This window comes from Ruegeria sp. BHSB058 (assembly GCF_059613285.1).
Genome location: NZ_JBXWSF010000019.1, coordinates 1 through 26,628, shown reverse-complemented (window position 1 = coordinate 26,628; position 26,628 = coordinate 1). Strand labels below are relative to the sequence as shown.

At 58.7% G+C, this 26,628-nt stretch carries 28 protein-coding genes; 18 read left to right on the top strand and 10 right to left on the bottom strand.

The genetic code is table 11. The features are described from left to right. Window positions 1-2 precede the first annotated feature (2 nt). Window positions 3-1,532, top strand: coding sequence for a 2-polyprenylphenol 6-hydroxylase (ubiB, locus tag AC2FNB_RS07275; RefSeq protein WP_496745391.1), 1,530 nt, complete (start codon window positions 3-5; stop codon window positions 1,530-1,532). A gap of 39 nt (window positions 1,533-1,571) precedes the next feature. On the opposite strand, the gene AC2FNB_RS07270 is transcribed toward ubiB, so the two are convergent. Beyond that, complete coding sequence (locus tag AC2FNB_RS07270; protein ID WP_480748948.1) at window positions 1,572-2,747, bottom strand: acetyl-CoA C-acyltransferase family protein; 1,176 nt, start codon at window positions 2,745-2,747, stop codon at window positions 1,572-1,574. Between the two features lie 115 nt (window positions 2,748-2,862). On the opposite strand from AC2FNB_RS07270, the gene AC2FNB_RS07265 reads away from it, so the two are divergent. After that, window positions 2,863-3,429: a helix-turn-helix domain-containing protein gene (locus AC2FNB_RS07265; RefSeq protein WP_480748947.1), complete on the top strand. Its 567-nt coding sequence runs from the start codon at window positions 2,863-2,865 to the stop codon at window positions 3,427-3,429. 43 nt (window positions 3,430-3,472) lie between these two features. Here the strand turns inward: AC2FNB_RS07265 and AC2FNB_RS07260 are convergent, their stop codons facing one another. Further along, window positions 3,473-3,766 carry a hypothetical protein gene (locus AC2FNB_RS07260; RefSeq protein ID WP_480748946.1) on the bottom strand — a complete coding sequence of 98 codons (294 nt, stop codon included), beginning with the start codon at window positions 3,764-3,766 and terminating at the stop codon, window positions 3,473-3,475. Between the two features lie 47 nt (window positions 3,767-3,813). Here AC2FNB_RS07260 and AC2FNB_RS07255 point away from each other — a divergent pair, with 47 nt between their 5' ends. The 3 genes from AC2FNB_RS07255 to tdh all read left to right on the top strand — a co-directional run bounded on the left by AC2FNB_RS07255 (window position 3,814) and on the right by tdh (window position 6,459). Next, window positions 3,814-4,104 carry a sulfotransferase gene (locus tag AC2FNB_RS07255; protein WP_496745388.1) on the top strand — a complete coding sequence of 97 codons (291 nt, stop codon included), beginning with the start codon at window positions 3,814-3,816 and terminating at the stop codon, window positions 4,102-4,104. Between the two features lie 127 nt (window positions 4,105-4,231). Continuing rightward, the gene (locus AC2FNB_RS07250; RefSeq protein WP_480748944.1) at window positions 4,232-5,416 is read left to right on the top strand and encodes a glycine C-acetyltransferase; all 1,185 of its coding nucleotides are present in this window, start codon (window positions 4,232-4,234) and stop codon (window positions 5,414-5,416) included. Between the two features lie 14 nt (window positions 5,417-5,430). Then, on the top strand, window positions 5,431-6,459 hold the full coding sequence (gene tdh / locus AC2FNB_RS07245) for an L-threonine 3-dehydrogenase (protein WP_496745414.1): 1,029 nt from the start codon (window positions 5,431-5,433) through the stop codon (window positions 6,457-6,459). 168 nt (window positions 6,460-6,627) lie between these two features. Here tdh and AC2FNB_RS07240 read toward each other — a convergent pair whose 3' ends face one another. Continuing rightward, a complete protein-coding gene (locus AC2FNB_RS07240) occupies window positions 6,628-7,692 on the bottom strand; it encodes a peptidoglycan-binding domain-containing protein (protein ID WP_496745386.1) in 1,065 nt (354 codons plus the stop codon). Window positions 7,693-7,845: 153 nt separating this feature from the next. Here AC2FNB_RS07240 and rlmN point away from each other — a divergent pair, with 153 nt between their 5' ends. Both rlmN and AC2FNB_RS07230 read left to right on the top strand, forming a co-directional pair. Beyond that, window positions 7,846-9,030, top strand: a complete 1,185-nt coding sequence (gene rlmN / locus AC2FNB_RS07235) for a dual-specificity RNA methyltransferase RlmN (RefSeq protein ID WP_496745384.1) — start codon at window positions 7,846-7,848, stop codon at window positions 9,028-9,030. A gap of 79 nt (window positions 9,031-9,109) precedes the next feature. Next, window positions 9,110-9,493 carry a hypothetical protein gene (locus tag AC2FNB_RS07230; protein ID WP_496745382.1) on the top strand — a complete coding sequence of 128 codons (384 nt, stop codon included), beginning with the start codon at window positions 9,110-9,112 and terminating at the stop codon, window positions 9,491-9,493. Window positions 9,494-9,499: 6 nt separating this feature from the next. On the opposite strand, the gene AC2FNB_RS07225 is transcribed toward AC2FNB_RS07230, so the two are convergent. Beyond that, a complete protein-coding gene (locus AC2FNB_RS07225) occupies window positions 9,500-10,618 on the bottom strand; it encodes a cystathionine gamma-lyase (protein ID WP_496745380.1) in 1,119 nt (372 codons plus the stop codon). Window positions 10,619-10,778: 160 nt separating this feature from the next. Here AC2FNB_RS07225 and AC2FNB_RS07220 point away from each other — a divergent pair, with 160 nt between their 5' ends. Continuing rightward, window positions 10,779-10,988: a hypothetical protein gene (locus tag AC2FNB_RS07220; protein ID WP_496745378.1), complete on the top strand. Its 210-nt coding sequence runs from the start codon at window positions 10,779-10,781 to the stop codon at window positions 10,986-10,988. 6 nt (window positions 10,989-10,994) lie between these two features. Here AC2FNB_RS07220 and AC2FNB_RS07215 read toward each other — a convergent pair whose 3' ends face one another. Continuing rightward, window positions 10,995-11,282 carry a hypothetical protein gene (locus tag AC2FNB_RS07215; protein ID WP_496745376.1) on the bottom strand — a complete coding sequence of 96 codons (288 nt, stop codon included), beginning with the start codon at window positions 11,280-11,282 and terminating at the stop codon, window positions 10,995-10,997. A 48-nt stretch (window positions 11,283-11,330) separates the two neighbouring features. After that, window positions 11,331-12,176 carry an LOG family protein gene (locus AC2FNB_RS07210; protein ID WP_480748937.1) on the bottom strand — a complete coding sequence of 282 codons (846 nt, stop codon included), beginning with the start codon at window positions 12,174-12,176 and terminating at the stop codon, window positions 11,331-11,333. Window positions 12,177-12,265: 89 nt separating this feature from the next. Between AC2FNB_RS07210 and AC2FNB_RS07205 the strand changes: the two genes are divergently transcribed. The 6 genes from AC2FNB_RS07205 to AC2FNB_RS07180 all read left to right on the top strand — a co-directional run bounded on the left by AC2FNB_RS07205 (window position 12,266) and on the right by AC2FNB_RS07180 (window position 16,885). Continuing rightward, complete coding sequence (locus AC2FNB_RS07205; RefSeq protein WP_496745374.1) at window positions 12,266-13,183, top strand: threonine/serine dehydratase; 918 nt, start codon at window positions 12,266-12,268, stop codon at window positions 13,181-13,183. Between the two features lie 44 nt (window positions 13,184-13,227). Then, on the top strand, window positions 13,228-13,827 hold the full coding sequence (locus AC2FNB_RS07200; RefSeq protein WP_480748935.1) for a GntR family transcriptional regulator: 600 nt from the start codon (window positions 13,228-13,230) through the stop codon (window positions 13,825-13,827). A gap of 121 nt (window positions 13,828-13,948) precedes the next feature. Further along, window positions 13,949-14,536: a biotin transporter BioY gene (locus AC2FNB_RS07195; RefSeq protein WP_496745372.1), complete on the top strand. Its 588-nt coding sequence runs from the start codon at window positions 13,949-13,951 to the stop codon at window positions 14,534-14,536. Beyond that, the gene (gene bioB, locus AC2FNB_RS07190) at window positions 14,529-15,494 is read left to right on the top strand and encodes a biotin synthase BioB (protein WP_480748933.1); all 966 of its coding nucleotides are present in this window, start codon (window positions 14,529-14,531) and stop codon (window positions 15,492-15,494) included. Before AC2FNB_RS07195 ends, bioB begins: the two co-directional genes overlap by 8 nt. Window positions 15,495-15,586: 92 nt before the next feature. Next, complete coding sequence (gene dapD, locus AC2FNB_RS07185) at window positions 15,587-16,414, top strand: 2,3,4,5-tetrahydropyridine-2,6-dicarboxylate N-succinyltransferase (RefSeq protein WP_496745370.1); 828 nt, start codon at window positions 15,587-15,589, stop codon at window positions 16,412-16,414. 126 nt (window positions 16,415-16,540) lie between these two features. After that, window positions 16,541-16,885 carry a DUF8846 family protein gene (locus AC2FNB_RS07180; protein WP_480748931.1) on the top strand — a complete coding sequence of 115 codons (345 nt, stop codon included), beginning with the start codon at window positions 16,541-16,543 and terminating at the stop codon, window positions 16,883-16,885. A gap of 3 nt (window positions 16,886-16,888) precedes the next feature. Here AC2FNB_RS07180 and AC2FNB_RS07175 read toward each other — a convergent pair whose 3' ends face one another. Further along, on the bottom strand, window positions 16,889-17,944 hold the full coding sequence (locus tag AC2FNB_RS07175) for a transporter substrate-binding domain-containing protein (protein ID WP_496745368.1): 1,056 nt from the start codon (window positions 17,942-17,944) through the stop codon (window positions 16,889-16,891). A gap of 209 nt (window positions 17,945-18,153) precedes the next feature. Here AC2FNB_RS07175 and dapE point away from each other — a divergent pair, with 209 nt between their 5' ends. The 4 genes from dapE (at window position 18,154) to AC2FNB_RS07155 (ending at window position 23,724) form a co-directional block, all read left to right on the top strand. Beyond that, the gene (gene dapE / locus AC2FNB_RS07170) at window positions 18,154-19,299 is read left to right on the top strand and encodes a succinyl-diaminopimelate desuccinylase (protein WP_496745366.1); all 1,146 of its coding nucleotides are present in this window, start codon (window positions 18,154-18,156) and stop codon (window positions 19,297-19,299) included. Between the two features lie 3 nt (window positions 19,300-19,302). Then, on the top strand, window positions 19,303-19,914 hold the full coding sequence (locus tag AC2FNB_RS07165; RefSeq protein ID WP_496745364.1) for a TIGR04282 family arsenosugar biosynthesis glycosyltransferase: 612 nt from the start codon (window positions 19,303-19,305) through the stop codon (window positions 19,912-19,914). Between the two features lie 31 nt (window positions 19,915-19,945). Next, window positions 19,946-22,204 (top strand): ribonuclease R, encoded by a 2,259-nt coding sequence (gene rnr, locus AC2FNB_RS07160; protein ID WP_496745362.1) that lies wholly within the window; start codon window positions 19,946-19,948, stop codon window positions 22,202-22,204. Window positions 22,205-22,404: 200 nt separating this feature from the next. Continuing rightward, on the top strand, window positions 22,405-23,724 hold the full coding sequence (locus tag AC2FNB_RS07155) for a lytic murein transglycosylase (protein WP_496745361.1): 1,320 nt from the start codon (window positions 22,405-22,407) through the stop codon (window positions 23,722-23,724). A 25-nt stretch (window positions 23,725-23,749) separates the two neighbouring features. Here AC2FNB_RS07155 and AC2FNB_RS07150 read toward each other — a convergent pair whose 3' ends face one another. The 3 genes from AC2FNB_RS07150 to AC2FNB_RS07140 form a co-directional block, all read right to left on the bottom strand. Next, the gene (locus AC2FNB_RS07150; protein WP_496745359.1) at window positions 23,750-24,925 is read right to left on the bottom strand and encodes an ABC transporter permease; all 1,176 of its coding nucleotides are present in this window, start codon (window positions 24,923-24,925) and stop codon (window positions 23,750-23,752) included. A 6-nt stretch (window positions 24,926-24,931) separates the two neighbouring features. After that, a complete protein-coding gene (locus AC2FNB_RS07145; protein WP_496745357.1) occupies window positions 24,932-26,203 on the bottom strand; it encodes an ABC transporter permease in 1,272 nt (423 codons plus the stop codon). A gap of 112 nt (window positions 26,204-26,315) precedes the next feature. Beyond that, a partial coding sequence (locus AC2FNB_RS07140) for an extracellular solute-binding protein (RefSeq protein ID WP_496745355.1) occupies window positions 26,316-26,628 on the bottom strand: 313 nt, incomplete at its 5' end.

Below are 26,628 nucleotides of genomic sequence, written 5' to 3'. Positions count from 1 at the left end.
GGATGCGCGGCCCTCACAACATCATCCGCCTGATCCGGACAGGCGCCACGCTGGAGCGCACCGGCGCCATGAACGTCGTGCTCGACGCGTTCGAGGCCCCACGCGCCATTCGCATTCTGGCCCATACGCTTGGCAAGCCGTTCCAGTGGCTGGGCTACAAGGGCGACCCGTCGATGCCGCCCGCAACCCGCGCGCTAACCGCGCTGGGCCCGGCCTATATCAAGTTCGGTCAGGTGCTTTCGACCCGGCCCGACGTGGTTGGCGTCGAACTGGCCGATCAGCTGCGCGTTCTGCAGGACAAGCTGCCACCATTTTCGCGCGCCGAGGCAATGAAAGAGGTCACCAAGGAACTCGGCCGTTCCACGGATGAACTGTTCTCGGAATTCAGCGAACCGATCGCCGCCGCCTCGATCGCGCAGGTCCACAAGGCGAAACTGGCCGATACCGGAGAAGAGGTTGCCGTCAAGGTCCTGCGCCCCGGTATCGAGCGCGCGTTTCGCAAGGATGTCGACGCCTTCTATTTCGCCGCGCGGATTGTCGACCTGTTCGCGCCCGGTGCCCGCCGTCTGCGCCCGCTGGACGTGATCGAACATTTTGACGGTGTCGTTCGTGGCGAGTTGGATTTACGCCTGGAAAGCGCCGCGGCTTCGGAATACGCGGCCAACACCAAGGATGACAAAGGTTTCTGGCTACCGCCGGTGCTGTGGTCGCTATCGGCACGACGGGTGATGACGCTCAGCTGGGCCGACGGCATCGCGCTGGGCGACAATGACGCGCTGGATGCCGCCAATCACGACCGTGCGGACCTGGCCCGCAGGGTGCTGCGCATGTTTCTGTCGCACGCGCTGCGCGACGGCTTTTTTCACGCCGACATGCATCAGGGCAACCTCAAGGTCGCCGCAAATGGTGACATCATTGCCTATGACTACGGCATCATGGGCCATATCGACGAATATACCCGCCGGGTCTATGCCGAGATCCTGTTCGGGTTTATCCGCCGCGATTACAAACGTGTGGCCGAGGTGCATTTCGAAGCCGGCTACGTCCCTGCCAATCAGGATGTCGACGAGTTTGCCCGCGCCCTGCGCGCTGTGGGCGAGCCGATCTTCGGCATGGACGCCACCCATATCTCCATGGGCCGGTTGCTGAGTTATCTGTTCGAAGTCACCGAACGGTTCGGAATGGAAACCCGGACCGAGCTGATCCTGCTGCAGCGCACAATGGTGGTGGTCGAAGGTGTGGCGCGCTCGCTCGATTCGCACATCAACATCTGGGAAGTGGCCCGGCCCGTGGTCGAGGACTATATCAAACAGTCCATTGGCCCCCGTGCCATGGTCCGCGACCTGGGGAAAACAGCGCTGGTGCTGGCCCGTTTTGGCCCGCGCCTGCCCGGTCTGGTAGAAAACGCGCTCATGGCGCAAACCCAATCGGAAGAAAACAACAAGCCCGGCATCGGCGCGATACTTTGGCCCGCGCTGATCGGTGCCGTCGTCGGTGGAGGTCTGGTGCTGGCGATCAGCGCGTTGATCTGACCGCCGCGCGGGGGCTTGGCGCCCCCGGCGTTTCTTGCATCAAAGCCGCTCGATGGCGAGGGCAATGCCCTGACCGCCGCCGATGCACATGGTGATCAGCGCCTTGGAACCGCCGGTGCGTTCCAGCTCATAAAGCGCCTTGACGGTGATGATCGCCCCGGTCGCCCCGACCGGATGGCCCAGCGCGATCGCGCCACCGTTGGGGTTCACTATGGCCGGGTCCAGGCCAAGCTCCTTGTTCACGGCCACGGCCTGCGCTGCGAATGCCTCGTTGCTTTCGATCACGTCGAAATCGCTGACTGACAATCCGGTTTTGGCCAAAAGGTTCTGAACCGCAGGCACCGGTCCGATGCCCATCACTTCGGGACGTACGCCCGCAAGTGCATAGCCCAGAATGCGCGCCCTGGGTTTCAATCCCGCCTTTTCGGCAGCACCCGCCGTCGCCAGCACCAGTGCCGCCGCGCCGTCATTGATGCCCGAAGCATTCCCCGCCGTCACCCTGCCATCCTTCTTGAACACGGCTTTCAGACCGGCCAGAGCCTCGGCAGTGGTTGCCTTGGGATGTTCGTCGACCTTGAAATCGACCATGTCGCGTTTGACCTTGACCTGCACCGGCGCGATCTGGCTGTCGAAATAACCGGCTTCGATTGCGGCAGCGGCGCGGGTCTGGCTGGTCAGCGCAAATGCATCCATCTGTTCGCGGCTGACCTGATGTTCATCGGCGACATTCTCGGCGGTGACACCCATATGCCCTGTCCCGAACGGGCAGTTCAGCGCCCCCAGCATCATGTCCAGCGATTTCACGTCACCCATTTTCGCGCCCCAGCGGGCCTGTGTCATGAGGAACGGGCTGCGCGACATGCTTTCCGCTCCGCCGGCAAGCGCGAAATCGGCGTCGCCCACCATCAGGGCCTGCACCGACGACACAATGGCCTGAGCACCCGACCCGCACAACCGGTTCACGTTCATCGCCGGTGTGCCGTTCGGAATGCCCGCCTGCATTGCAGCGACGCGGGATAAATACATGTCGCGCGGCTCGGTATTGATCACATGGCCGAACACGACATGGCCAATCTGCGCCCCCTCGACGCCCGCGCGTTCCAGCGCCGCCTCGGTCGCGACGGTGGCGAGGTCAATTGGGGCGGTCGAGGCCAGCGCCCCGCCAAATGTGCCGATGGCGGTGCGTGCGCCATCCAGGATTACGATGTCGGTCATGTCTCACTCCTCTCGATTCCGCGCCATTATGCACCTGCAGCATTGCCCTGTCTCATGGGACGTACCGTCACAGCCTGAATTGACAAATGACGCTCAAGGGCGCACAGAATCCGTCATGACGGAAAATACTGACGATATACTGACGCGCCTTCCTGCCCGCCTGAAAGAGGCCCGGCGCGCCCAAGGCCTGTCGCTGGAGGCCGTGGCCAATCTCAGCGGTGTGTCCCGGTCGATGGTCAGCCAGATCGAGCGGGGCGAAAGCAGCCCGACCATCGCGACGCTGTGGAACCTGACGCGTGCCCTACAGGTCGATTTCGCGGGATTGCTGGAAGAGACCGATGCAAGCGATCAGATCGAAGTGCTGCGCCACACTGACGTTCCCAGCATCGACAACATGGGGCAGGGGTGCCGCATCAAGATCCTGTCCCCACCCGAAGAGGCCGGCGGGCACGAAGTTTATGACATTTTCTTTGAAGCGGGGGGCAGTTTGCGCAGCCAACCGCATTCACGCGGGTGCCGCGAGCAGCTTACGGTTCTTGATGGGATCGTGACCGTCAAGTCCGGTACTGCAGATCAAAAGCTGGCCGCCGGAGACACGGCGAGATACGCGGCGGATGTTCCCCATTCGATAACGTCGGTCGATGGGCCTGCACGCGTCTTTCTGATCGTGAAAACCGGCTAGAGGTTGTCCGGTCGCTCCGTGTCGGGAAGCGACCGGCAAAAGGTTACTTGCCGCGGTCACCATCGCGGTTGGAAACCTGACCAGCACCTGCGACGCCGCTTTGGCTGCCGACATTTCCCCAACCACCATTGCCGCCGCCACTGACGGCCGAGGCAGTTCCCTTGCCCGGCCCGCCCAGCGCATCGCCAAGCGTGGCGTTGCCGCCGGATACCGACGCCGCCATTCCCTGTGCCAACCCGCTGTTGCCGTTGCCGGTGTTGCCCTGACCGGGACCTGCAAAGGCGATCGGGACGATCATCATGGTAACCGCTGCGGCAGATAGTACGACTTTCAACATTTCATTGTCTCCCTGACTAACAATGCAGTTTCTACGCAGTTGTATGCTTGCCGGATCAATATTTTTTGGGAATGCTCCTGAGTGAGCCTGAATGCCTTCAAATGGAAATTCGCCAAAAATCGCGCGATATTAAGGCCTTGCATGCCACCAATGTGCTCAAAGCGCATGCCGAGGAAGTGCGCGATACCATCCCTGCGGATCGGCTGTTGGTCTATGAAACCTGCGGCGGTTGCGAGCTGGTGGGCAATTTCCTGGATGTTGGAAATCGTGGCGACCTCTCTCCCCGCAAGAACAGCACCAAACAGTTTCAGGAAGACGGCGCGGTATCAAGGCAATAGCGTTCCGTGTTGATGACAAGCACCAAAGCATATTCCGTTATCCGGGAAAATTTTCCGTGATATCGAATTCTCTTATTTCGGAATCAAATCCGTTATGATAGACAGCACGAAAGCGAAGGAGGATTCGATGTCTCAAGATTTCCTGACCCATGTCACCGACACGCTCGCCCAGATCGAGGCCGAAGGGCTTTACAAGCGCGAGCGAATGATCACCTCGCCCCAGGGCGGCGAGATCACGGTTGGCGGGCGTCAGGTCATCAACCTGTGCGCCAACAACTATCTGGGGCTTGCCGATCATCCGGATCTGATTGCCGCCGCCAAAGGCGCGATGGAACCGCGCGGGTTCGGCATGGCCTCGGTCCGGTTCATTTGCGGCACGCAGGATATTCACCGTGAGTTGGAGCAGCGCCTGGCAAAATTCCTGAACAAGGACGACGCGATCCTGTTCGCCGCCTGTTTCGACGCAAATGGCGGCTTGTTCGAACCCCTCCTGGGTCCCGAGGATGCCATCATCTCGGACAGTCTCAACCACGCCTCGATCATTGATGGCGTGCGGCTGTGCAAGGCCAGGCGCTATCGCTACCTGAACAATGACATGAACGACCTCGAAGCCTGGCTGAAACAGGCGCGGGCGGATGGTGTGCGGCATATCATGATTGCCACCGACGGCGTGTTCTCGATGGACGGCTACCTCGCCAACCTGCCCGCAATCCGGGCGCTGGCCGACAAATACGATGCGGTGGTGATGGTCGATGACTGCCACGCCACCGGCTTCATGGGGCCGAACGGTGCGGGCACACCGGACCATTTCGGCGTTGATGTGGACATTCTGACGGGAACCTTGGGCAAGGCACTTGGGGGGGCAATCGGCGGCTACATCGCCGGGCCGCAGCCAGTGATTGACCTGCTGCGGCAGCGGGCGCGGCCCTATCTGTTCTCAAACTCGCTGCCGCCTGCCATCGTCGCCGCCGGATTGGAAGCGATCCGTCTGGTCGAAGAGGGCGACATGCTGCGCTCAAAACTTTTCGGCAATGCCAAGTACTGGCGCACAGGTTTGGAAAAGCTGGGTTTCGACCTGCTGCCGGGCGAGCACCCGATCATTCCGGTCATGCTGGGCGAGGCCACGCTGGCACAGGACATGGCCGCGCGGCTGTTTGACGAGGGCGTTTATGTCTCGGGCTTCTTCTTTCCCGTCGTGCCGCGGGGTCAGGCGCGGATCAGGACCCAGATGAATGCGGCGCTGACCAGGGACGAACTTGACCGGGCACTGGCGGCCTTTGGCAAGGTGGGCAAAGAACTGGGGGTAATCTGATGCGACCCAATACAATGAAAGCCCTGGAAAAATCCAAGCCCGAGGAAGGGCTGTGGATGGTGCAGGCCCCGGTGCCCGAGATCGGCCCGGATGAGGTGCTGATCAGAATAAACAAGACCGGCATCTGCGGCACCGACATCCATATCTGGAACTGGGATGAGTGGGCCGCGCACACGGTTCCGGTACCGATGATCACCGGCCATGAATTCGCGGGCGAGATCGTCGAGCTTGGCCGCAATGTCACCGATCTGAAAATCGGCCAGCGCTGCTCGGGCGAGGGGCACCTGATCAAGACCGACAGCCGTCAAAGCCGGGCCGGCAAATTCCACCTCGACCCCGGCACGCGCGGGATCGGGGTGAACGAACAGGGCGCCTTTGCCGAATACCTCAAACTTCCCGCCTTCAACGTGGTACCGCTCCCCGATGACATCCCGGACGAGATCGGCGCGATCCTCGATCCCCTTGGCAACGCCGTCCACACCGCGCTGAGTTTTGATTTGTTGGGAGAGGATGTGCTGATCACCGGCGCGGGCCCCATCGGCATCATGGCCGCCGCCGTCGCACGCCACGCGGGCGCCCGTCACGTGGTGATCACCGACATCAACCCCGACCGTCTGAATCTGGCGAAACACGTGGTTCCGTCCGTCAGAACGGTCGATGTGACCAACGAAGACCTGCGCGACGTGATCCACCAGCTTGGCATGAGCCAGGGTTTCGACGTGGGGTTGGAAATGTCAGGCTCGCAGGCGGCGCTGGATCAGATGGTCGAGTCGCTGGTGATGGGCGGCAAGATCGCTTTGCTGGGCATCCCGCCGGGCAAATCCCCGGTGGACTGGAGCCGCATCGTGTTCAAGGCGATCACCATCAAGGGCGTCTATGGCCGCGAAATGTTCGAGACCTGGTACAAGATGATTGCCATGCTGCAAAACGGCCTCGACGTCAGCCGCGTCATAACCCACCGGTTCAAGGTCGACGAATTCCGTCAGGGCTTTGCCGCCATGAAATCCGGACTGTCCGGCAAGGTCGTGCTGGACTGGACCTGACAGACAGCGGCTGTGACCATTGCTTAGGCCGTCTCTCTGGCTGAGCAGGCCATGGACCTCTTTTTTGAATGGTGCGGTCAGTTGCCAGAGCAGCACCGACTTTGAAAAACGGCGAGGTTGGCCTCAATCATTGCCGTGATTCGCAAGCATCAATGTGTCGCCACCCTCTCAGGCCTTCTTCCACTTGGCTCTGGTTGTTTCCTTGATCGGCCACTCGCATTTCTTCAGATCAAAGTGATGACAGGCGACCTTGCCGCTGTTGGTTTCGCGCAGGTGATTCAGACAGGTGGCCAGGGCCGCAATCATCCGTTTGTCGGTTGTCAAAGCCACATCAACGGCGCTGCCGGTCAGGTGGTACGAGACCTGTTTCCAGTCGGCCTTCTTCATCATCGTTTCAATAAAGGCCTTCTCGTCACCGCGCTGCCGGATGCCGTCCAACTCTTCCCTTAGCTTCTGGTTTCTGGCCAGATAGTAGTAGTAATTGCCGCGCTTCAGATGCCCGTTCCAACCTTTGTACATGCACTCGGCCTGATATTTCTTTGACCGCAGGCCGGACACAACAAGGATGGGCTTGTCGTAAAAGGCGGAAACCTCGTTGAGAACATCCAAAAGCCGTTTCTTCACGCCCTTGGTCTTGCCGGTCACCTTGCCCTTGGCCTTGGGTTCCGGTTTCTTTTCCGCTTCCTTGGCGGCAACCTTGGCCTCGTCCGCCGCCTTTTTCTGCGCCTCCTTGATCACCTTGTCCGCGATCTTTTTGGCGTCTTCGGGTGTGGCTTCGGCCTTTTTTTCGAACAGGTTCAGAAAGTCGTCATACAGCTCATCGGCATAGGATTCGACCTTGTCAAAGATGTCGCCCCAAATGCTCTTTTCCAGCTTTTCGGACTTTGCCGCCTTTTCGGCGTTCTTGACCGCCTGTTTCAGCGCGCTTTTCTTGGCTTCGACCTTGGCCTGTTCCACCTTTTTGGCATTGGCCTTGGCTTTGGCCGGACCCGCAACAAGCGTCTTGATCGTCGTCTTGCCCGGCGAAATGACATAGTCGGGTTTGAACTTGCACACCCTGAGTTGAAATGCCCCGATCGCGGCCGCAGTCTTCTTGCCGTATTTTCCGTCAACTTTCAGTTTTGGAAACCCGGCGGCCTGAGCAAACGGATTCAACAGGGTCTGAACCTGTTTGACATCCTCGGAATCGTTCGCCTTGTTCTTACCCACAGGCGCCGAAATACCTTTGGCCATGTCCCCCTCCGCCATAAGTATTATGTTCAGAATAGCTCAAAAAAGAGATTCGTGAAAACACGCCCCTTGTCGCGCTGCGCGAAACCTTTTGATCTTTGCCGACTTTCCTATATAGAGGCGCATTCCGTTCCAGAATCCGCCGAGTCCCTGCCCATGTCCGCCAAAGCGCCGATCACTCATGACGTCCTGACCATCCCCCGCAAGCTGCCTGCCGAGGGGAAGGTCAATATTGTGGGCCTCACCCGCGACCGGCTGCGCGAGGTTCTGATCGAACATGGCACGCCCGAGAAACAGGCCAAGATGCGGGTCAACCAGATCTGGCAATGGATTTATCAATGGGGCGTGCGCGACTTTGCCGAGATGACGAACCTCGCCAAGGCCTATCGCGCGCAACTGGCCGAGGCGTTCGTGATCGAAATCCCCGAGGTGGTGACCCGCAAGGTGTCCGAGGACGGCACCCGCAAATATCTCGTCCGCATCGCTGGCGGGCACGAGGTCGAGGTGGTCTATATCCCCGAAGAAGATCGCGGCACGCTGTGCATTTCCTCGCAGGTCGGGTGTACGTTGACTTGTACATTTTGCCACACAGGCACTCAGAAACTGGTACGAAATCTCACATCCGCGGAAATTGTGGGTCAGATCATGATGGCGCGCGACGATCTTGAGGAGTGGCCGACACCGGGTGAACCCAAGAACGAAACCCGCCTTTTGTCCAATATTGTACTAATGGGAATGGGCGAGCCGCTTTACAATTTCGACAACGTCCGCGACGCGATGAAGATCGCGATGGACCCCGAAGGCATCTCTTTGTCCCGTCGCCGCATTACCCTGTCGACCTCCGGCGTGGTGCCGGAAATCGCGCGCACCGCGGTTGAAATCGGCTGTCTGCTGGCGATCTCGTTTCACGCCACAACAGACGATACCCGCGACATGCTGGTGCCGATCAACAAGCGTTGGAATATAGAAGAATTGCTGGGCGCACTGGCCTGCTATCCCAAGGCATCCAACTCGGAGCGTATTACCTTTGAATACGTGATGCTGGACGGAGTGAATGACACGGACGAAGACGCCCGCCGCCTGATCGCGCACATCAAACGCCACAACATTCCGGCCAAAATCAACCTGATCCCGTTCAACGAATGGCCCGGTGCCCCCTACAAGCGAAGCTCGAACAACCGCATCCGGGCGTTTGCAAACATCATCTACCAGGCCGGATATGCCTCACCCATCCGTACGCCCCGTGGCGAGGATATCATGGCCGCCTGCGGTCAGCTGAAATCCGCAACCGAACGCGAGCGCAAGTCGCGCAAACAGATCGAGTCCGAAGCGGGCCTTTGAAAAACAAGATGAAATTGATCTGATCCCGGTCTAGGCTCGTATTCAATATCAACAAGGATTGATTGCGAGGGATTTACTCATGTCACGACGTCTCATGTCGGCCGTTGCCTTGCTTGTCGGCAACGCCGTTGGTCTTTTGCTGGCCGCAGCCATTCTTGCGGGCTTTTCCATCGCGCCGCTGTCCTTCATCGTCGTGGTGGTCATATTTACGCTTGTACAAGTGATCGCCGAACCCCTGATCGCAAAGGTCAGCGAAAAAAACGTGCCAGCTCTCAAGGGCGGTATCGCGCTGGTCGTGATCTTCGTCGGGCTGCTGATCACCGATTTCATTGCCGCCGGGTTGACGATTGGCGGAGTATCGAACCTGCTGGCCGCCACTTTGCTTGTCTGGCTTGGAGCACTGATCGCGGGGATTCTGCTACCGATCTTCGTGTTTAAGGAACTGCGTGAACAGAAAAAATAGGAGGTCTCAATGCAACCCGTCGAGGGATACCCTGACCGCCTGCCACAATTCCTCTGCCGGTTCGCAACCGACCGAAAGCCGAACAAAGCCCGGGTCAACTGCATCACCCCAGCGCGCGCGCCTCTCTGCGGATGTGTGCACTCCGCCGAATGACGTGGCTGGCCGGATCAGAGCGCAGTCATTGATGAACTGTTCGGCCTTGGCCTCGCTTTCCAGAGTGACCGACAACAGGAACCCGAACCGTCTGGTCTGAGTGCTGGCCAGATTGTGCGACGGGTCCTGTGGCAGGCCCGGATAGCGGATCCGTCGGATAGCCGGGTGTTCGGCAAGTTTTCCGGCCAGCAGCCCTGCCGTTTCGCACATCCGTTCAAACCGAACATCCAGCGTTTCCAGCCCCCGGTGCAGCAGCCAGGATTCCTGCGGGCCGGGGATCGCGCCGGACACTCTCCGCCATTCTTCGACGGATTCCATGAAATCTGCATTTCGACTGGCGACATGCCCCATCAGTACGTCCGAATGCCCCCCCATCGCCTTGGTGTCCGAGGACACCACTACGTCGATCCCCAGATCCAGCGGACGCTGTCCAAGCGGTGTCAAAGTCGTATTGTCGGCAATGGTAATGCCTCCCAAAGCGCGAACATCCCGGGCGATAGCCGCCAGATCGACCATATCCAGACCGGGGTTGGACGGGCTTTCTACAAACACAACATCAAACCCTTCAAATCCGCCATCGGCAAAGCTCATGGTTGGACGCTCGATCACTGTGACGCCCAGTTTGGCCAGGAAACGGTCGGCCAAAAGCCGGGTCACATAGTAGCCATCCGAAGGAATCAGCACCCGGTGCCCGGCCTTGACCACGGCAAACAGGGCTGCTGAAATCGCGCCCATGCCTGAAGGAAAGCACACACATGGTGCGCCTTCGAGATGCGCCAGCACATGTTCCAGATGTTCCCATGTCGCATTGTTGACGCGGCCGTATCCTGGAAACCCGTCAGGTGTTCCAGGCAAATGGTACATGCTGCTTTGTACCAGCGGCAGGGCAACAGGGTCGCCCTTGCCTAGCGTGTTGCCGCGAAGGTGGAGCATTTCGCCCAATTTCAGGCCATCCGACACTGATTTGTACATGGCTTTTACCCCTTCGACGATCACGTTCGAACCGCCATAGCATTCAAATTGTGGCCGTGGAAGCACAAGAAATGCCTAAGACTCACCTAAAATCCGGTGAATTTCCGCCCTGTTGAACAATTAGTTTCCATTCAGGGGTCAATGCCATGGAGGGGAAGAAATGGCGCAGGCTAATATTGAAAGAACGGGGATCGAGGCGGGCGTTCTGGACCTGCTTCAGCGTGAGCGGGCGAAGTCGCTGAGCGCGCGGGAATGGAAATTCCGGCTGGCAGGTTTCGGCTATGCGATCAAGGATGTGAAAGGCAAACAGGTTGTGACAAGGCTGCCTGGTGGCGATGAACTTGGGGTTCTTCCGTCGGAACTGCACTAAGCGGTTTCAGACCGAAACCACAGCTGGGCCATTGAATGCGCGCGTCATCACGCCGCCTTCGGTCGCAATGGTATCCTTGCGCATGTGTTCGACTGACTCGCGCACGCGGTTCCATGTGCCTTCGTCCGGATAAACCATTACGATCAGTCCTTCGGTGGGGCTGATCCTGACAAGGTGGCCACTGCTGGCGCCCATCGCCTTGAGTTGGCTGAGCTTTTCTTTGGCCGTCGCAAGCAACGCGCTTTCATCGAGGGTGTCGTCGTAACTCCAGTTGGAAACCGTTACATAAGACATGAGCTCCTCCCTTGGATGCGGTCGAAGCACAGTTTACCACGATTCCCGCTATCTCCCGGGAATTGAATCGCGCGCTGGCGCCGGTTCCCAGTTTTCGATGATGTGCACCGCCTCTTGAGCGGTGTCGACAAAACGGAACAGGTCCAGATCCTCGTCCGATATCGTGCCCGCATCCGCGAGCGCCTCCCAGTTGATGACTTTTTCCCAGAACGCCCGGCCAAACAGCAGGAAGGGTACCCGTTCCATGCGCCCGGTCTGGATCAGCGTCAGCGACTCAAACAGTTCGTCCATCGTGCCGAAGCCACCGGGGAAGATTGTGATCGCACGGGCGCGCATCAGGAAATGCATCTTGCGGATGGCAAAGTAATGGAAGTTGAAGCTGAGTTCCGGAGTCACGAACAGGTTCGGCGCCTGTTCGTGGGGAAGTACGATGTTCAACCCAATAGAACAGCCGCCTGCCTCATGCGCGCCACGATTGCCGGCTTCCATCACGCCTGGTCCGCCACCAGTGACAATCACGTTTTCGCGGCCGCCGCTTTCCTTGGATTTCTCGGTCATCAACCTGGCAAACTCCCGGGCCTCGTCGTAGTATTGAGACAGGTTTGCCAAGGTTTGCGTGCGTGCTGTGTGCTTTTTTGATGGTTCAGGAATGCGCGCGCCGCCAAACATGACAATGGTCGAGCTGATCTGGCGCTCTGCCATCAACATTTCGGGTTTCAGCAACTCAAGCTGCAGACGCACCGGGCGCAGTTCGTCACGGCAGAGAAAGTCGTCATCCGCAAAGGCCAGCTTGTAGGCAGGTGAACGGGTTTGCGGCGTATCCGGAACCTCGCTCGCGGTCGAACGGTCAGTATGGGCGTCGCGGAACGGGCTCAGACGGTGGTCTTCTCTCATTGCTGGGGTATCCCTGCTTGCGTGTTTGTGAAACAGCTATAGGTTTCCCGGACAGAGCGCCAGTACCGCCCCGTGACAAGGATGTGAAAATGGATTGGAAGACAGAGATTTCAACGGCAACCCAACGGGTTGCCGGCCACGTTCAGGAAACACCGGTGATGCGGGTTGACGGGTTCGGATTGGGCTATCCTGTCGAGTTGAAGTTGGAGCACATGCAGCACACAGGAAGTTTCAAAGCGCGGGGGGCATTCAACACGCTTTTGAGTTGCAGTGTGCCGGCGGCCGGAGTTGTTGCGGCATCGGGCGGCAATCACGGTGCTGCCGCTGCATATGCCGCGCGGACGCTAGGTTATCCGGCGAAAATCTTTGTGCCAGAGATGGCAGGACCATCGAAAATTGCCTTGATCGAAGGGATTGGTGCGGACCTGACTGTGGTGCCCGGCGAATACGCCAATGCATTGGAATTGGCCCGCGAGCATGAAAGGGCAAGCGGTGCGATGCAGATCCACGCCTATGACGCACAGATGACCGTTGCAGGGCAGGGCACCTGTTTTGCCGAATGGGACGCGCAGGGATTGCAGGCGGATACGGTTCTGATTGCGGTCGGCGGCGGCGGGCTGATTTCCGGTGCCTTGGGCTGGTTTCGGGGCGCGCGCAGGGTCGTGGCGGTTGAGCCCGAGACGTCTTGCGCCCTGCATGCCGCGCAGACGGCGGGTGAACCGGTGGATGTCGAGGTTTCGGGGATTGCTGCCAATGCGCTGGGCGCGCGCCGGATTGGCGATATCTGTTTTGGTTTGGCGCGGGGAATCGAAACCGTACTGGTTTCGGATGCGGCCATTGAGCGGGCGCAAGGGGCGCTGTGGCAAGAGCGGCGAATACTGGTCGAACCAGCGGGAGCGACGGCGCTGGCGGCGTTGATGTCGGGTGTTTATCGACCTGAGCCTGGTGAAAGAATGGCGGTTCTGATCTGCGGTGGAAATATCGCGCCTGACCCGTTTTTATCCTGAATTATCGCCTTGAGCATGAGCTTTGCGGGTTTTATCTATAATTCATGACCGCAACGATTGCCGACAAGATTTATGACCGCCTCAGCCGGCAAATCATCACCGGCACGTTGCCTGCGGGTGAAAAGTTGCGGCAGGATCATATCGCGCGCGCCTATGAGACCAGCCACGTTCCGGTGCGCGAGGCATTGCTGAGGCTTGAGGCGCACGGGTTGGCAGAAAGCGAGCCGCGCCGCGGTATGCGTGTGACCGCCTTGAACCCTGCTGAAGTGCGCGAAGTGATCGAGATGCGGGTGGCGCTGGAATCGCTGGCGCTGCAGCATTCGGTTCAAAACATGACGCCGACCGCGATCAAGGCGGCAGACGAGGCGCGGGCGGCGTGCGACGAGGCGAAGGATATGCCAACTTGGGAAGCGCGAAATCGCGCCTTTCACCGCTCGGTTCTGACACCCTGTGCCATGCCAAGGCTGCTGCATGCCATTGATGACCTGCATATTGCCAATGCTCGTCATATGTTCGCGCAATGGCGTCAGAAATGGGCGCAGAGAACGGACGCCGATCATGCGGCAATCATTCAGGCGTTGAAGCGTCGGGATGCTCCTTCGGCGATCTCGGTTCTTACCAAACACATTCGCCGTGCCCGGTAGTTAATTAAAATCATTTATAACAACACGTTATGATGTGACTTTTTGTGCCTTGATAATTTATAGATAAAAAATGTAATCCTATTTAAAGTCGAGAAATTAAATCTATAAAATGGAGCGATGCATGAAACCCTCTCACCAAGCCGCCCTTCCTTCTGTTGGAGCGTTGGGCCTGTCCGGTCAGGCTCTGCGCATAGCCGTGGGCGTTCTTCTGTTGACACTCAGCGCCAAGGTGCAGGTTCCGTTCTGGCCCGTGCCGATGACGCTCCAGGTAGCCGCGGTCATGGCAATAGCCGCCGCTTATGGTGCTCGTTTGGGAACCGCCACGCTGGTTGGATATCTTGTTGCGGGGGCCGCCGGCTTCCCCGTATTCGCGGGAACCCCGGAAAAGGGCATCGGTCTGGCTTACATGTTCGGTGGCACCGGCGGATACCTGTTGGGCTTTGTTGTGGCGGCCGCGATGGTCGGCTGGGCTGCCGGCAATCTGCGCAGGTTATTTCTGTGGCCCGCTATGCTGTTGGGGTTGGGCGTGGTTTATGGGTTTGGGTTGGCTTGGCTCGCGCAGTTTGTGCCGTCGGATAAGGTGCTGGCCTATGGCTTTACTCCCTTTGTCGCGGGCGATCTGGTCAAAATCACGCTGGCAGCTATCATTGTTCTGGGGCTCCCCGGCGGCCTGATGGCCAAAATTCGCGGGACCAAATCGGATGCTTGATCAGGGCCAAACCCTCCGCAGCGATTGGTCGGTGGACGAGGTGGAGGCGCTGTTGCGCCTTCCCTTGCTGGACTTGGTGGGGCGCGCGAATGCGGTTCACCGTATTCATCACGACCCCGAAGACATTCAAAAAGCCAGCCTGCTATCGATCAAGACCGGTGGCTGTCCCGAGGATTGTGCCTATTGCCCGCAATCGGCGCATCACCGAGAGGTAGAGTTGACCAAGGAAAGACTGATGAACCCGGAGCAGGTTTTGTCGCTTGCCAAACGAGCCAAGGAGGCCGGGGCAGAACGGTTTTGCATGGGTGCGGCCTGGAGACAGGTCCGCGACGGAGAAGAGTTCGACAATGTGCTGGAGATGGTCTCGGGTGTGCGTGCGCTGGGTATGGAGGCCTGCGTGACCTTGGGTATGCTGAAGCAGCATCAGGCCAATCGGCTCGCCAACGCTGGATTGACCGCCTACAATCACAACCTTGACACATCGCCGGAGTTCTATGGCGCGATCATCGGGACGCGAACCTATCAGGACCGACTGGAAACTCTGTCCTATTGCCGGGACGCAGGCATCGACCTGTGTTGCGGTGGCATCATCGGAATGGGCGAAAGCCTGCGTGATCGCGCCTCGATGCTGCAGGTTCTGGCGACCTTCAACCCGCATCCGGAAAGCGTTCCGATTAATGCGCTGATCCCGATCGAGGGCACACCGCTGGCGCATCGCAAAAAGGTCGGAATCTTTGATCTGGTGCGCATGGTGGCAACCGCCCGGGTCATCATGCCCAAGGCGCGCGTGCGCCTGTCTGCAGGGCGGTCTGAATTCTCAACGGCCGAACAAGCGCTGTGTTTCCTGGCTGGCGCGAACTCGGTCTTTTATGGGGATGTTTTGCTGACCGCCCCCAACGCGGGAACTGGCAACGACCGCGAAATGTTTGCGGCGTTGGGCGCCCTTGGCGACGACTGACGCAAAGGGGCCAATGAGCGTCGCATTGCGTCTTGGCCCCTGCTTGCTTATAGGCCACACCAACGTGACGAGATTCTGCAGGGAGTAGACCCATGTCCAACGCGCAGCTGGAAGCCGCCATCGAAGCCGCCTGGGAGGCGCGCGACACCGTCACGCCGTCCACCGGCGGCGAAACCCGTGAAGCCATTGAGGCCACGCTGAACGCGCTGGACAGCGGCAACCTGCGCGTGGCCGAGAAGATGGAAAACGGCGACTGGCACGTGAACCAGTGGGCCAAGAAGGCCGTGCTGCTGGGGTTCCGGCTGAAAGACATGGAGCAACAGGATGGCGGCCCGCAGGGCGGCCATTGGTGGGACAAGGTCGACAGTAAGTTCAAGGGCTGGGGCGACAATGAGTGGACCGCCGCCGGGTTCCGGGCAGTGCCAAACTGCATCGTGCGTAAATCGGCCTATATCGCGCCGGGTGTGGTGCTGATGCCGTCGTTTGTAAACCTCGGCGCTTATGTCGACAGCGGCACCATGGTGGACACTTGGGCCACCGTCGGGTCTTGCGCCCAGATCGGCAAGAACGTGCACCTGTCGGGAGGTGTCGGCATCGGCGGCGTGCTGGAACCGATGCAGGCGGGTCCGACCATTATCGAGGACAACTGCTTTATCGGGGCACGTTCGGAAGTGGTCGAGGGCTGCATCGTGCGCGAAGGCTCGGTCCTGGGCATGGGGGTGTTCATCGGCAAGTCGACCAAGATCGTCGACCGCGACTCCGGCGAAGTGATGTATGGTGAAGTGCCGCCTTATTCGGTGGTGGTTGCAGGCTCGATGCCATCTAAGAATGGGATCAACCTGTATTGCGCCGTGATCGTGAAACGGGTGGACGAAAAGACCCGCTCGAAAACCGGTATAAATGAGTTGTTGCGCGACTGAACTGGCCGTCACCAAGGGAGTTAATGGGCCACCAAGAAAGGTGCGCAACAGGATTTCAGACTGCCGACTTGCCTGCCTTGAGCGGATTCGGTTGACCGGTCAATGCCGCAAGGGTAAGGCGGCTGCATGGAAAAGAAAAAGAAGGCATCGCGCCAGCAGGTTTATACGCTGCTGGTCCAGATCGGTCGCAAGGAAGGCGATGGGCTGCCCAAAGATGCAACTGGAGCGGCTCTGATGTGCTATGCCAGCGGCGTGGACGAGGCAGAGGCGGTGCGCGAGACGGTCGCGATCCTCAAGCAAGCCGATACTGCCCCGCTGGACGTTACCGGTTACGGAACCTTGGAAGAGCGTGAGGCGGAAGGTCACGAGATCGACGCTGAAGAGCGTGCCTTGATGCAGAGGGCGCTGGAAGAAAACGCAGTGATCGTGGCGCAGATGACGCCGTTTTACGACGAGGTCGGACAGATCTGACGGTCAGTTCCTGACACCGAACCACTTGCGATAGATCTTGTCATAGGTGCCGTCTTCGCGCAGCGCCAAAAGTGCCTGATTGACGTCTTCGACCAGCGGAGAGCCAGACGGGAAAGCGATCCCGTAATTCTCCCTCAGGAACACATTACCGGCCATCGTAGCCTTCTTGCGTCCATCATGGGTGGCATAATATGACAGAATGGGCGCATCGAACACAACCGCATCCAGTTCCCCTTCCTCGAAATCAGCCAGCAACGGCGTCAACCCGTCGTAACCCGCATACTCAAGTTCGCGTCGTTCGAGAAAACTCGCGGCGGTGGAGTTGCTGATCGTTCCGACCCGTTTGCCATACAGATCGTTGATCGAATTTACTGCGCCGCTGATGGCATCGACGGTCATGACCGAAGTGATCTTGGCGGTGAAAACCGAAACAATAAAGAGGGAAGAGACGACCAGTATCACGCCAAAAACCCGGCCGAATGCAGTTCTCGGCACACGTTCCTCGAACCCGCCATTCACCACTAGGTTCAACGCCCACCAGAACGAGGGAAACCAGGCCTCGTGCAGTTTGCGATCGAAATAGGGTTGAGCGCGTCGCTCAAAATACCACATTACCATTCCACCGCCCAAGAGAACGCCGAACGCCAACCCAATGGCAATGAACAGTTCTCGGACCAGCAATGCATTGAGCAGCGAAGGGCTGCGCGCGGCATCGGACGGCACCATTATCTGCAAGCCCGCCTCGAATATCGGCTGGCTGAAATCCATTCGCGTTTCGCGCGAAGCGGTAATCGAGATATTGGCGATGGCCAGTTCCGCATCGCCCTTTTCGACGGTTTCCAGCATGTCGGAGAATCCGTCGACCCTTTTGATGGTGTAGGCAGCATTAAGCGAGCGTGCGAGCGCGTTTAACAGGTCGATGGAAAAACCTGTATCCGCACCATCCTCGATAAATGAAAACGGCGGACGGGTCACTGTCGTGACCGTCAGTGTTTGCGCCTGGCTTTGCTGGGACAGAACCACGATAGTCAGGCATAGTATGGCAAGAAGTGTGCGCATCGCTGTGTATCACCTGTTTGCGGCCCTCTATCGCAATTTGGGTCAGTCGGGCAAGGTTAACGCCAGTTCACTCGGCGTTGTTTTCGGTTTTTTGTGGTAGAATTTGTCGTTTCATCACGCTTTTAGGAATTCCGTGCCCAAGGGTTGGCAATCTGGACGATTCATAGAATGTGTGCTTTTAACCCGAACCCTGAAACGAGAGTGACCCGATGACGCCAACAGACGCAGTACAACTGACAGCCGAACTGATCCGCTGCCCTTCGGTGACACCCTACGAAGGTGGCGCTCTGATTCTGTTGGAACGCGTGCTCGCCGAGGCCGGGTTCGTTTGCGTTCGGGTTGACCGCGGCAGCGTTAGCAACCTGTTTGCACGTTGGGGCGACAAGGCGCACGCCCGCAGTTTTGGGTTCAACGGGCACACGGACGTGGTTCCTGTCGGTGACGAGGCAGCGTGGAGTGTCTCTCCATTCGGGGCAGAGATACGGGAGGGAACCTTGTATGGCCGAGGTGCGACAGACATGAAGTCGGGCGTCGCAGCGTTTGTTGCTGCCGCAGTGGATTTCGTGCGGCAGACGCCGCCGGACGGTGCCATTGTCCTGACCATCACCGGAGATGAAGAAGGGGACGCCATAGACGGCACAACCGCACTGCTGGACTACATGGATCAGGCAGGCGAGCGCATGTCGGCTTGTCTGGTGGGTGAACCGACCTGCCCGGACCACATGGGCGAGATGATCAAAATCGGTCGGCGCGGGTCGATGACAGCATGGTTCACGGTGACCGGAGTGCAGGGGCATTCGGCCTATCCGCACCGGGCCAAGAACCCCCTGCCGGCGATGGCGCGCCTTATGGATCGTCTGGCGAGTCACAAGCTGGATTCCGGAACCGACCATTTCGACCCCTCGACTTTGGCGGTTGTCACGATTGACACTGGAAACTCGGCCACAAATGTCATTCCGGCACAGTGCAAAGCCGCGATCAATATCCGGTTTAATGACCTCCACTCAGGTGCGAGCCTGACTGAATGGCTGCAAGGCGAGACCGATCATGTTGCCGGGGAATTCGGTGTTCAAATCGATGTGAAGGTCAAGATATCGGGCGAGAGTTTCCTGACACCTCCCGGTGAGCTGTCCGATCTAGTTGCAAAAGCCGTAGAGGCCGAAACCGGCATATCGCCCGTTCTGTCAACTACGGGCGGGACCTCGGATGCCCGTTTTGTTATGACCCACTGCCCGGTGGTCGAGTTCGGTCTGGTCGGAAAAACCATGCACCAGGTGGATGAGTGCGTCGAGGTTGCGCAGATTCACCAACTCAAGGCAATCTATGCCCGTATCTTGCGTGACTATTTTTCCTGACCGATGCAGAAAACACTGGTCATCATGGTCAAGGAGCCTCGTCCCGGTCGCGTCAAAACGCGGCTAGGGCAGGACATGGGCATGGTGAGGGCGGCATGGTGGTTTCGGCATCAAACGCGCGCGCTGATCCGGCGGCTGCGCGATCCACGCTGGCGGATCGTATTGGCCGTTGCGCCGGATCGGGAGGGTCTGGCCAGCCGGGTCTGGCCCGCTGATTTGCCGCGATCGCCGCAAGGCTGCGGGGATTTGGGTGCCCGAATGACCCGGCAATTGCGGTCCGTGCAAAACGGCGCCGTCTGCCTGATCGGGGCAGATATTCCAGGCGTTGGGCGTGATCATGTGAGACGTGCATTCGCGGCCCTTGGCGGGGCCGACATGGTCTTTGGCCCGTCAGTTGATGGCGGGTACTGGCTGGTCGGGGCACGGCATGCACGTGTTCTACCGCGGAGCCTGTTTCGGGATGTGAGATGGTCGACCGAGCACGCATTGGCGGATACTCTGGCATCCGTTTCCGGCTGTCGGGTCGCATTGGTGGATCGGCTTAGGGACGTGGACACGTCATCCGATCTGGAAGCGACCATGGTGACCGGGCGGGCTTCGTCGCTTTTGCGATGACGAAGGTTTGCGGTCGTGCTACGGCGGAAACATGACTCGCATTCCTTCCAAGCAGGAGATTCTTGAATGGATCTCGGCGCACCCAACCCTGACCTCGAAACGCGATATCGCCAAGGCCTTTGGGATCAAGGGCTCGGATCGTATTGACCTCAAGCGTGTTCTCAAGGAACTAGAGGTCGAAGGACATCTGGAAAAACGCCGGCGCAGCTATCGCGACCCGGATCGTTTGCCGCCAGTCAGCGTTCTGCAAGTCAAAGCGCCGAACGCCGATGGCGACCTGTTCGCCCGGCCGTTGGAATGGCATGGAGAAGGGGTTGAACCAATCGTGGTGGTCATCCCACGTGCAAGTGACCCGGCGTTGGGCGAAGGCGACCGGATTCTGGCGCGCCTGACTCTTGTACACGAGGAAGATCACAACTATGAGGCGCGCCTCATCCGCCGTATCGGTGCCAATCCGCGCCGAATTGTCGGCATCTTCCGGAAAGGCGCTGAAGGCGGCCGCATTGTTCCTATCGACAAGGCGGGTCAGACCGAGTGGCTGGTGCCGGAAGGGGCCGTGCATGGGGCCAAGGACGGTGAACTGGTCGAGGCTGAACAAGCAGGCCCCAAGAACCGCATGGGACTGCCGCGTGCGCGCATTGTTGAACGATTGGGCGATCCGTCTGCGCCCAAGGCGGTGTCGTTGATCGCCATTCACCAGCATGGCATTCCTGACGATTTTCCGGATGCGGTGATCGAAGAAGCAGACAGCTGCAAACCTGCGGGCCTGGAAGGGCGCGAAGATCTGCGCGACATGCCGCTAGTCACGATCGACCCATCGGATGCGAGGGATCGGGATGACGCCTGCTATGCCCATGCAGATGACGATCCGAAGAATCCCGGCGGACACGTCATCTGGGTCGCTATTGCGGACGTTGCCGCCTATGTCCGACCCGGTACGGCGTTGGACCGAGAAGCCCGAAAGCGCGGCAATTCGAGTTATTTCCCGGATCGCGTAGTGCCCATGCTGCCGGATCGGTTGTCAGGCGATTTGTGTTCGCTGCACGAAGGCGTGCCGCGCGCCTGTATTGCCGTCCGGATGCAGATCGACGCCGATGGCAACAAGCTTGGCCATCGTTTCGTGCGAGGTCTGATGCGCTCGGCGGCCGCGCTGAACTATGCCGAGGTGCAGGACGCGATAGACGGCAATCCGAATGATCGCACAGACCCATTGCTAAGTGACGTTCTGAAGCCGCTCTATTCCGCTTATCATGCGTTGAAAGCGGCTCGCGAGGCGCGGCAGCCGCTGGATCTGGACCTGCCCGAGCGCAAGATCGTGTTGGGGGACAACGGCCATGTCGAAAGCGTTGCCTTCCGGGAACGGCTGGATGCGCACCGACTGATCGAAGAGTTCATGATTCTGGCGAATGTCTCTGCCGCCGAAACCCTGATCGCCAAGCGGCGTCCGCTGCTGTTCCGGGTACATGAGGAACCGGCGCCAGAGAAGCTTGAATCCTTGCGTGAAACCGCTCAGGCTGCAGGGCTGAACCTGGCCAAGGGACAGGTGCTGCAAACCCGGCACTTGAATGCGCTGCTGAATGCGGCGGCGGGAACGGATGAGGCGGAGCTGATCAATCTCAGCACCCTCCGTTCGATGGCGCAGGCTTACTACAGCCCGGAGAATTTTGGCCATTTCGGGTTGGCCCTGCGAAATTACGCGCATTTCACTTCCCCGATCCGACGATACTCGGATCTAATTGTGCATCGGGCGCTGATTTCCGCGCATGGGTGGGGCAAAGATGGTTTGACTGAGGATGAAATTGATCGCCTTGAGGAAACCGCAAACCACATATCGGATACCGAGCGTCGGTCTATGATGGCCGAACGTGACACGACAGACCGATATCTTGCAGCCTATCTGAGTGAGCGGGTCGGCAACGAATTCACAGGCCGTATCAGCGGCATAGCGCGCTTTGGGGCGTTTGTTAAGCTTGATGAAACCGGTGCTGACGGGTTGATTCCTGTGCGCTCGCTCGGGCGTGAATTTTTCCATTTCGACCGTGAGGCCGGGACCCTGATGGGCGCCGACACCGGACTGCTGATCGCAATTGGCCAGCGTGTTACGATACGACTGACCGAGGCGATTCCGGTGACCGGCGGGTTGGAGCTGGAATTGCTGTCCATCGACGATCAAGTGGTTCCAAGAGGACGTGGGCCGGCCCGCCGTGGGGTGAAAAGGAAAATCGCCAGTACCAAGCGCAAGAAAGACAAGATCAAGCGAAAGATTGAACGCAAGCGCCGCCAGAGATGAAAAGTAGCTGAAAGAAAAGTCACTGGCAGCGGGAGAACGGCCAAGAAGTTGCAGGGCGGATGAAATTGTCCTTTGTTCTCAGGCGTCGATGCGCGCACGACGTGCGGGCGGCGGAGTTTTGCGAAACAGAACATTGACTGCTTTGTGAAAAGTCGGATTCGCGATACCCTGTTATCGAGCAGATAATCGGGAAATCCGGAATGAAAATGTGCATCAACGGCGTTGCCCTAGCCGCAATTTGGGCAACAGGCGTGTCAGCGGACACATCGCAACAATCGAACCGGCCAAAGGTGCGGGCCGATCAGGCCGTCATTCACTTGGCATCGGCTGACCTTACGACGTCGCTGCGCCCGATTTTGCGCCCGGTCGAAGAGGTAGAGCAAGTGAGTGCAAGTGTGTCGAACGCACGGTTCCAGGCATGGATCGGGGCATTCAAGTTGCGTGCGCGGGATCAGGGCATCAATCATTCGACTCTGGATCGGGCTTTTCAAAGCGTGACATATGACGCGGATGTAGTGAAGCGTGATCGTAACCAATCCGAGTTCACAAAGACGATCTGGGACTATCTGGACAGCGCGGTTTCGGATGTGCGAGTGCAGAATGGTAGAGCAGCACTTGCGAAACACAATGCAACGCTGGAACGGATCGAGGCTAAATACGGTGTCGAAAAAGAAGTCGTATTGGCGATTTGGGGACTGGAAAGTGCCTATGGTTCCTTCAAGGGAAACAACAGCACGATCCGGTCATTGGCGACGCTGGCGTTCGATGCGCGCCGTGCGCAGTTCTTTGAGGCGCAGTTGCTCGCCGCGCTCAGGATTGTTCAGGCAGGGGATGTAGCGCCTTCGGATATGACGGGCAGTTGGGCTGGCGCGATGGGGCATACACAATTCATGCCAACGTCCTATCTGGAACATGCCGTCGATTTCACCGGGGATGGAAAACGAGACATCTGGTCGGACGACCCGTCGGACGCGTTGGCGTCGACGGCGTCATATCTGGCAGGGTTTGGCTGGACCAAGGGACAACCCTGGGGTGTCGAAGTCGTGCTTCCCGAAGGGTTCGACTATTCCAGTGCCAAACGCGACTACACACAGGCGCCGTCGGATTGGGCTGCATTGGGGGTCGTCGGGACCGATGGCAAGTCTGTCGCTGATTTCGGACCTGCGTCAATACTGCTGCCAGCGGGCGGTCAGGGCGCAGCTTTCATGATCTTCGACAATTTCGAAGTGCTCGAACGCTATAATTCCGCCGATGCCTATGTCATTGGCGTAGGGCATCTGGCGGATCGGATCGGAGGCGGTGCCGCGATTCAAGCCAACTGGCCACGTGGAGATCGCGCCCTATCCTTCTCCGAGCGAAAAGAATTGCAACGGCGACTGACGCGGGCCGGGTTCGATACGGAAAAGATTGATGGGCGTATCGGGCCGCTGACCATCAACGCGGTCCGATCCTATCAGTTGGCAGAAGGCCTGTTGCCGGATGGCTATCCTTCGCTGCAGCTATTGAACCGGCTAAGATGAAAAGGGGCCTTTCGGCCCCTTTGTCTTAGGTCGGTGACATGCCTCTGAGCCGTTCCGAGCGGCGCCGCAGCATCTCGACCGTGGTCAACAGACCAATCGAGATCACCACAAGAATTGTCGCGACCGCCAGAATGGTCGGTGAGATTTGTTCGCGCAAGCCGGTGAACATCTGCCAAGGCAGCGTCTTTTGACCGGCGGAGCCTACGAACAGAACCACGACCACTTCGTCGAACGACGTGATGAATGCGAACAATCCGCCGGAAATAACTCCGGGGAGGATCAGAGGCATCTGGATTCGGAAGAAGGTCGTCACCGGCCCCGCACCCATATTCGCGGCTGCCCGAGTTAGCGATCGGTCAAAACCAACCAGCGTGGCCGTCACCGTGATGATGACAAACGGAATGCCAAGGGCCGCATGGGCCAAAACCACGCCGAAATACGTACCTTGCAGGCCGATCCGGCTGTAGAAAAAGTACATGCCAGCAGCCGAGATGATCAACGGCACGATCATTGGGGAAATCAGGACCGCCATGATCGCACGCCGGAACGGCACGTGGGGTTGGCTGAGACCAATGGCTGCCAGTGTGCCGAAGCCAACCGAAAGCAGTGTCGCCATAGGAGCAATTTTCAGCGAATTCCAGAGCGCCTGTTGCCAGTCATCGTTTGTGAAGAAATCCTGATAGTGTTTCAGCGAATAGCCGGCAGGATCAAAGCGCAGCATCTCCGGAGTAAAGGTGAAAAAGTCCTGGGCATTGAAGCTGAGAGGCATCACCACAAGGATCGGAGTGATGAGGAACACGAAAATCGCGCCACAGATCACCCGGAAAGTGTAGTGCCAAAGCACCTGTCCTGGTGTCAGATAGGGGGCCAGATGCGCCCGGTAGCGCGACGTTGCCAGCCAAAAGATGAACCAGCCGGCGAACCAGCCGAACAGGGCGCCGACCACGGCTGCTGATAGACCACCAAGCGCGAAGCCCGCGAGAAGAAAGCCTGCAAATATGATCCAGCGCAGCGTTTTTTCCTTGTCGGCCATACCTGCAAGGACAAATCCCAAGGCAGCAAGAAGCGCCGCGCCGACAACGATGCCGATCAGGCCTGATCCCTGCGCTGTGCCGACGAAGAGACCAAAAAAGGCTCCGGCAGCGCCGGCAACGGCGGCAACGAATCCTGGGGTTTGAGGTTGGACGGGTGTTAGTGCCATGTTTTCTTACCCCAGCTTCACGTTGTCGATGCCCACGATCTTGTCGTAGGTCCAGTAGAGCAGCAGAACCACCGCCAGCAGGATTGTTCCGAGCGCCGCGGCCAGACCCCAGTTGAGCGAGGACGAGATGTGGAAAGCGATCCGGTTGGAGATGAAGACACCCTTGGTGCCGCCAACGAGTTCGGGCGTGATGTAGTAGCCGATGGCGAGGATGAACACGAGGATCGAACCTGCGCCGATTCCTGGCACCGATTGCGGGAAATAGACCCTCCAGAATGCCGTCCAGTTGGTAGCGCCCAAAGACTTGGCCGCACGCAGATATGACGGGTTGATTGTCTGCATGACTGAATACATCGGCAGGATCATGAATGGCAGCAGGATGTGGGTCATCGCCACGATGGTGCCGAACTGGTTATTGATCATCACCAATCGCGAGTCATCAGCGACCAGTCCCAGCCAGACCAACGTTTCGTTGATGACGCCCTGTTGCTGCAACATCACTTTCCAGGCAGAGGTACGCACCAATAGCGACGTCCAGAATGGCAACAATACGAGTATCATCAGGATGTTCGCTGTCCGGGTCGGAAGGTTGGCCAGAATCCATGCCACCGGGTAACCCAGAACGATGCAAGCGCCGGTAATCACAAGCGACATGATAAAGGTACGGATGAACAGTGTGATATAGATGCGCTCGTTTTCCGGGCGGGTTTCGACACCATCGTTACCTTTGCGCAGGTCGACAGAGTTCAGGAAATACCCATTGGTTATCTTTGGCGAGTAGGTCTGGATGGTGCGCCAGACTTCGACATCGGCCCACCGGTCGTCGATTTTGAGGAACTGCTCCTTGAAAGGACCATCACTTTCGGTATCCCACTTGCTGACGCGTCGACCAGCTTTTCGAAACAGAGAAGAAATCCCGGGGTTTTCATAGTTCAGACGCGATCCCACGCGGGTATGCAACTTGGCTTCGGCGGCAACCTTCATGTCTACCGCCATTGCGGCGAAAACCGCCTCGTCCGGCGCTTCACCTGTATTCGGGTCCCAATCCCGTAGAGCAACGACAGTATTGGGCAGAGTGTCCGCAACGATATTGTTCTCTACCGAACGGAACAACATGTCCACAATCGGCAGGATGAAGGTCAGCAACACGAAGAGCAGGAGTGGCGCAATCAGCATGAGCGCGCGCATTTTTTGCATTCGCAATGCCCGTGCCAGACTTCGCTTTAGCGGTGTCCCATCAGCGGCCAGAACGCGGCCGGTATGCGTAGTATCGCTCATCTACTTTCCCCGTTGCTTGCTGCCCGTTCACAGCATGAGCGGTCTTGTTTGACCGTCGTTTTTCGTAAATCTGCAAGGAGGCGACGCGCCCCCTTGCAGATTTGGTATTGGCTTACTTCGCCAACCAGGCTTGGAATTTTGCGTTCAGGTCGTCACGGTTGTCTGCCCACCACTCGTAGTCGTAGATATGAGTGTTGGAAGCATTCGCAGGATCGGTCGGCATGTGCGGAGCCATGTCGATTCCCAGTTCTGCGTGCTGGCCAACCAGCGGTGCCGAAGACTTGCGGGCCGGGCCGTAGGAGATGTACTTGGCTTGATCCGCCAGACGCTGAGTATCGGTAGCGAAAAACAGGTAGTCCAGCGCGCGTGCCTTGCGCTCGGGGCTCAGGCCTGCGGGAATGATCCAACCATCAAGGTCGAACGAC

What these genes read in the sequence shown, in the direction of transcription:
- ubiB (WP_496745391.1), top strand. Translation starts at nt 3, where the DNA reads ATGCGCGGCCCTCACAACATCATCCGCCTGATCCGGACAGGCGCCACG.
- AC2FNB_RS07270 (WP_480748948.1), bottom strand. Translation starts at nt 2,747, where the DNA reads ATGACCGACATCGTAATCCTGGATGGCGCACGCACCGCCATCGGCACA.
- AC2FNB_RS07265 (WP_480748947.1), top strand. Translation starts at nt 2,863, where the DNA reads ATGACGGAAAATACTGACGATATACTGACGCGCCTTCCTGCCCGCCTG.
- AC2FNB_RS07260 (WP_480748946.1), bottom strand. Translation starts at nt 3,766, where the DNA reads ATGTTGAAAGTCGTACTATCTGCCGCAGCGGTTACCATGATGATCGTC.
- AC2FNB_RS07250 (WP_480748944.1), top strand. Translation starts at nt 4,232, where the DNA reads ATGTCTCAAGATTTCCTGACCCATGTCACCGACACGCTCGCCCAGATC.
- tdh (WP_496745414.1), top strand. Translation starts at nt 5,431, where the DNA reads ATGAAAGCCCTGGAAAAATCCAAGCCCGAGGAAGGGCTGTGGATGGTG.
- AC2FNB_RS07240 (WP_496745386.1), bottom strand. Translation starts at nt 7,692, where the DNA reads ATGGCCAAAGGTATTTCGGCGCCTGTGGGTAAGAACAAGGCGAACGAT.
- rlmN (WP_496745384.1), top strand. Translation starts at nt 7,846, where the DNA reads ATGTCCGCCAAAGCGCCGATCACTCATGACGTCCTGACCATCCCCCGC.
- AC2FNB_RS07230 (WP_496745382.1), top strand. Translation starts at nt 9,110, where the DNA reads ATGTCACGACGTCTCATGTCGGCCGTTGCCTTGCTTGTCGGCAACGCC.
- AC2FNB_RS07225 (WP_496745380.1), bottom strand. Translation starts at nt 10,618, where the DNA reads ATGTACAAATCAGTGTCGGATGGCCTGAAATTGGGCGAAATGCTCCAC.
- AC2FNB_RS07220 (WP_496745378.1), top strand. Translation starts at nt 10,779, where the DNA reads ATGGCGCAGGCTAATATTGAAAGAACGGGGATCGAGGCGGGCGTTCTG.
- AC2FNB_RS07215 (WP_496745376.1), bottom strand. Translation starts at nt 11,282, where the DNA reads ATGTCTTATGTAACGGTTTCCAACTGGAGTTACGACGACACCCTCGAT.
- AC2FNB_RS07210 (WP_480748937.1), bottom strand. Translation starts at nt 12,176, where the DNA reads ATGAGAGAAGACCACCGTCTGAGCCCGTTCCGCGACGCCCATACTGAC.
- AC2FNB_RS07205 (WP_496745374.1), top strand. Translation starts at nt 12,266, where the DNA reads ATGGATTGGAAGACAGAGATTTCAACGGCAACCCAACGGGTTGCCGGC.
- AC2FNB_RS07200 (WP_480748935.1), top strand. Translation starts at nt 13,228, where the DNA reads ATGACCGCAACGATTGCCGACAAGATTTATGACCGCCTCAGCCGGCAA.
- AC2FNB_RS07195 (WP_496745372.1), top strand. Translation starts at nt 13,949, where the DNA reads ATGAAACCCTCTCACCAAGCCGCCCTTCCTTCTGTTGGAGCGTTGGGC.
- bioB (WP_480748933.1), top strand. Translation starts at nt 14,529, where the DNA reads ATGCTTGATCAGGGCCAAACCCTCCGCAGCGATTGGTCGGTGGACGAG.
- dapD (WP_496745370.1), top strand. Translation starts at nt 15,587, where the DNA reads ATGTCCAACGCGCAGCTGGAAGCCGCCATCGAAGCCGCCTGGGAGGCG.
- AC2FNB_RS07180 (WP_480748931.1), top strand. Translation starts at nt 16,541, where the DNA reads ATGGAAAAGAAAAAGAAGGCATCGCGCCAGCAGGTTTATACGCTGCTG.
- AC2FNB_RS07175 (WP_496745368.1), bottom strand. Translation starts at nt 17,944, where the DNA reads ATGCGCACACTTCTTGCCATACTATGCCTGACTATCGTGGTTCTGTCC.
- dapE (WP_496745366.1), top strand. Translation starts at nt 18,154, where the DNA reads ATGACGCCAACAGACGCAGTACAACTGACAGCCGAACTGATCCGCTGC.
- AC2FNB_RS07165 (WP_496745364.1), top strand. Translation starts at nt 19,303, where the DNA reads ATGCAGAAAACACTGGTCATCATGGTCAAGGAGCCTCGTCCCGGTCGC.
- rnr (WP_496745362.1), top strand. Translation starts at nt 19,946, where the DNA reads ATGACTCGCATTCCTTCCAAGCAGGAGATTCTTGAATGGATCTCGGCG.
- AC2FNB_RS07155 (WP_496745361.1), top strand. Translation starts at nt 22,405, where the DNA reads ATGAAAATGTGCATCAACGGCGTTGCCCTAGCCGCAATTTGGGCAACA.
- AC2FNB_RS07150 (WP_496745359.1), bottom strand. Translation starts at nt 24,925, where the DNA reads ATGGCACTAACACCCGTCCAACCTCAAACCCCAGGATTCGTTGCCGCC.
- AC2FNB_RS07145 (WP_496745357.1), bottom strand. Translation starts at nt 26,203, where the DNA reads ATGAGCGATACTACGCATACCGGCCGCGTTCTGGCCGCTGATGGGACA.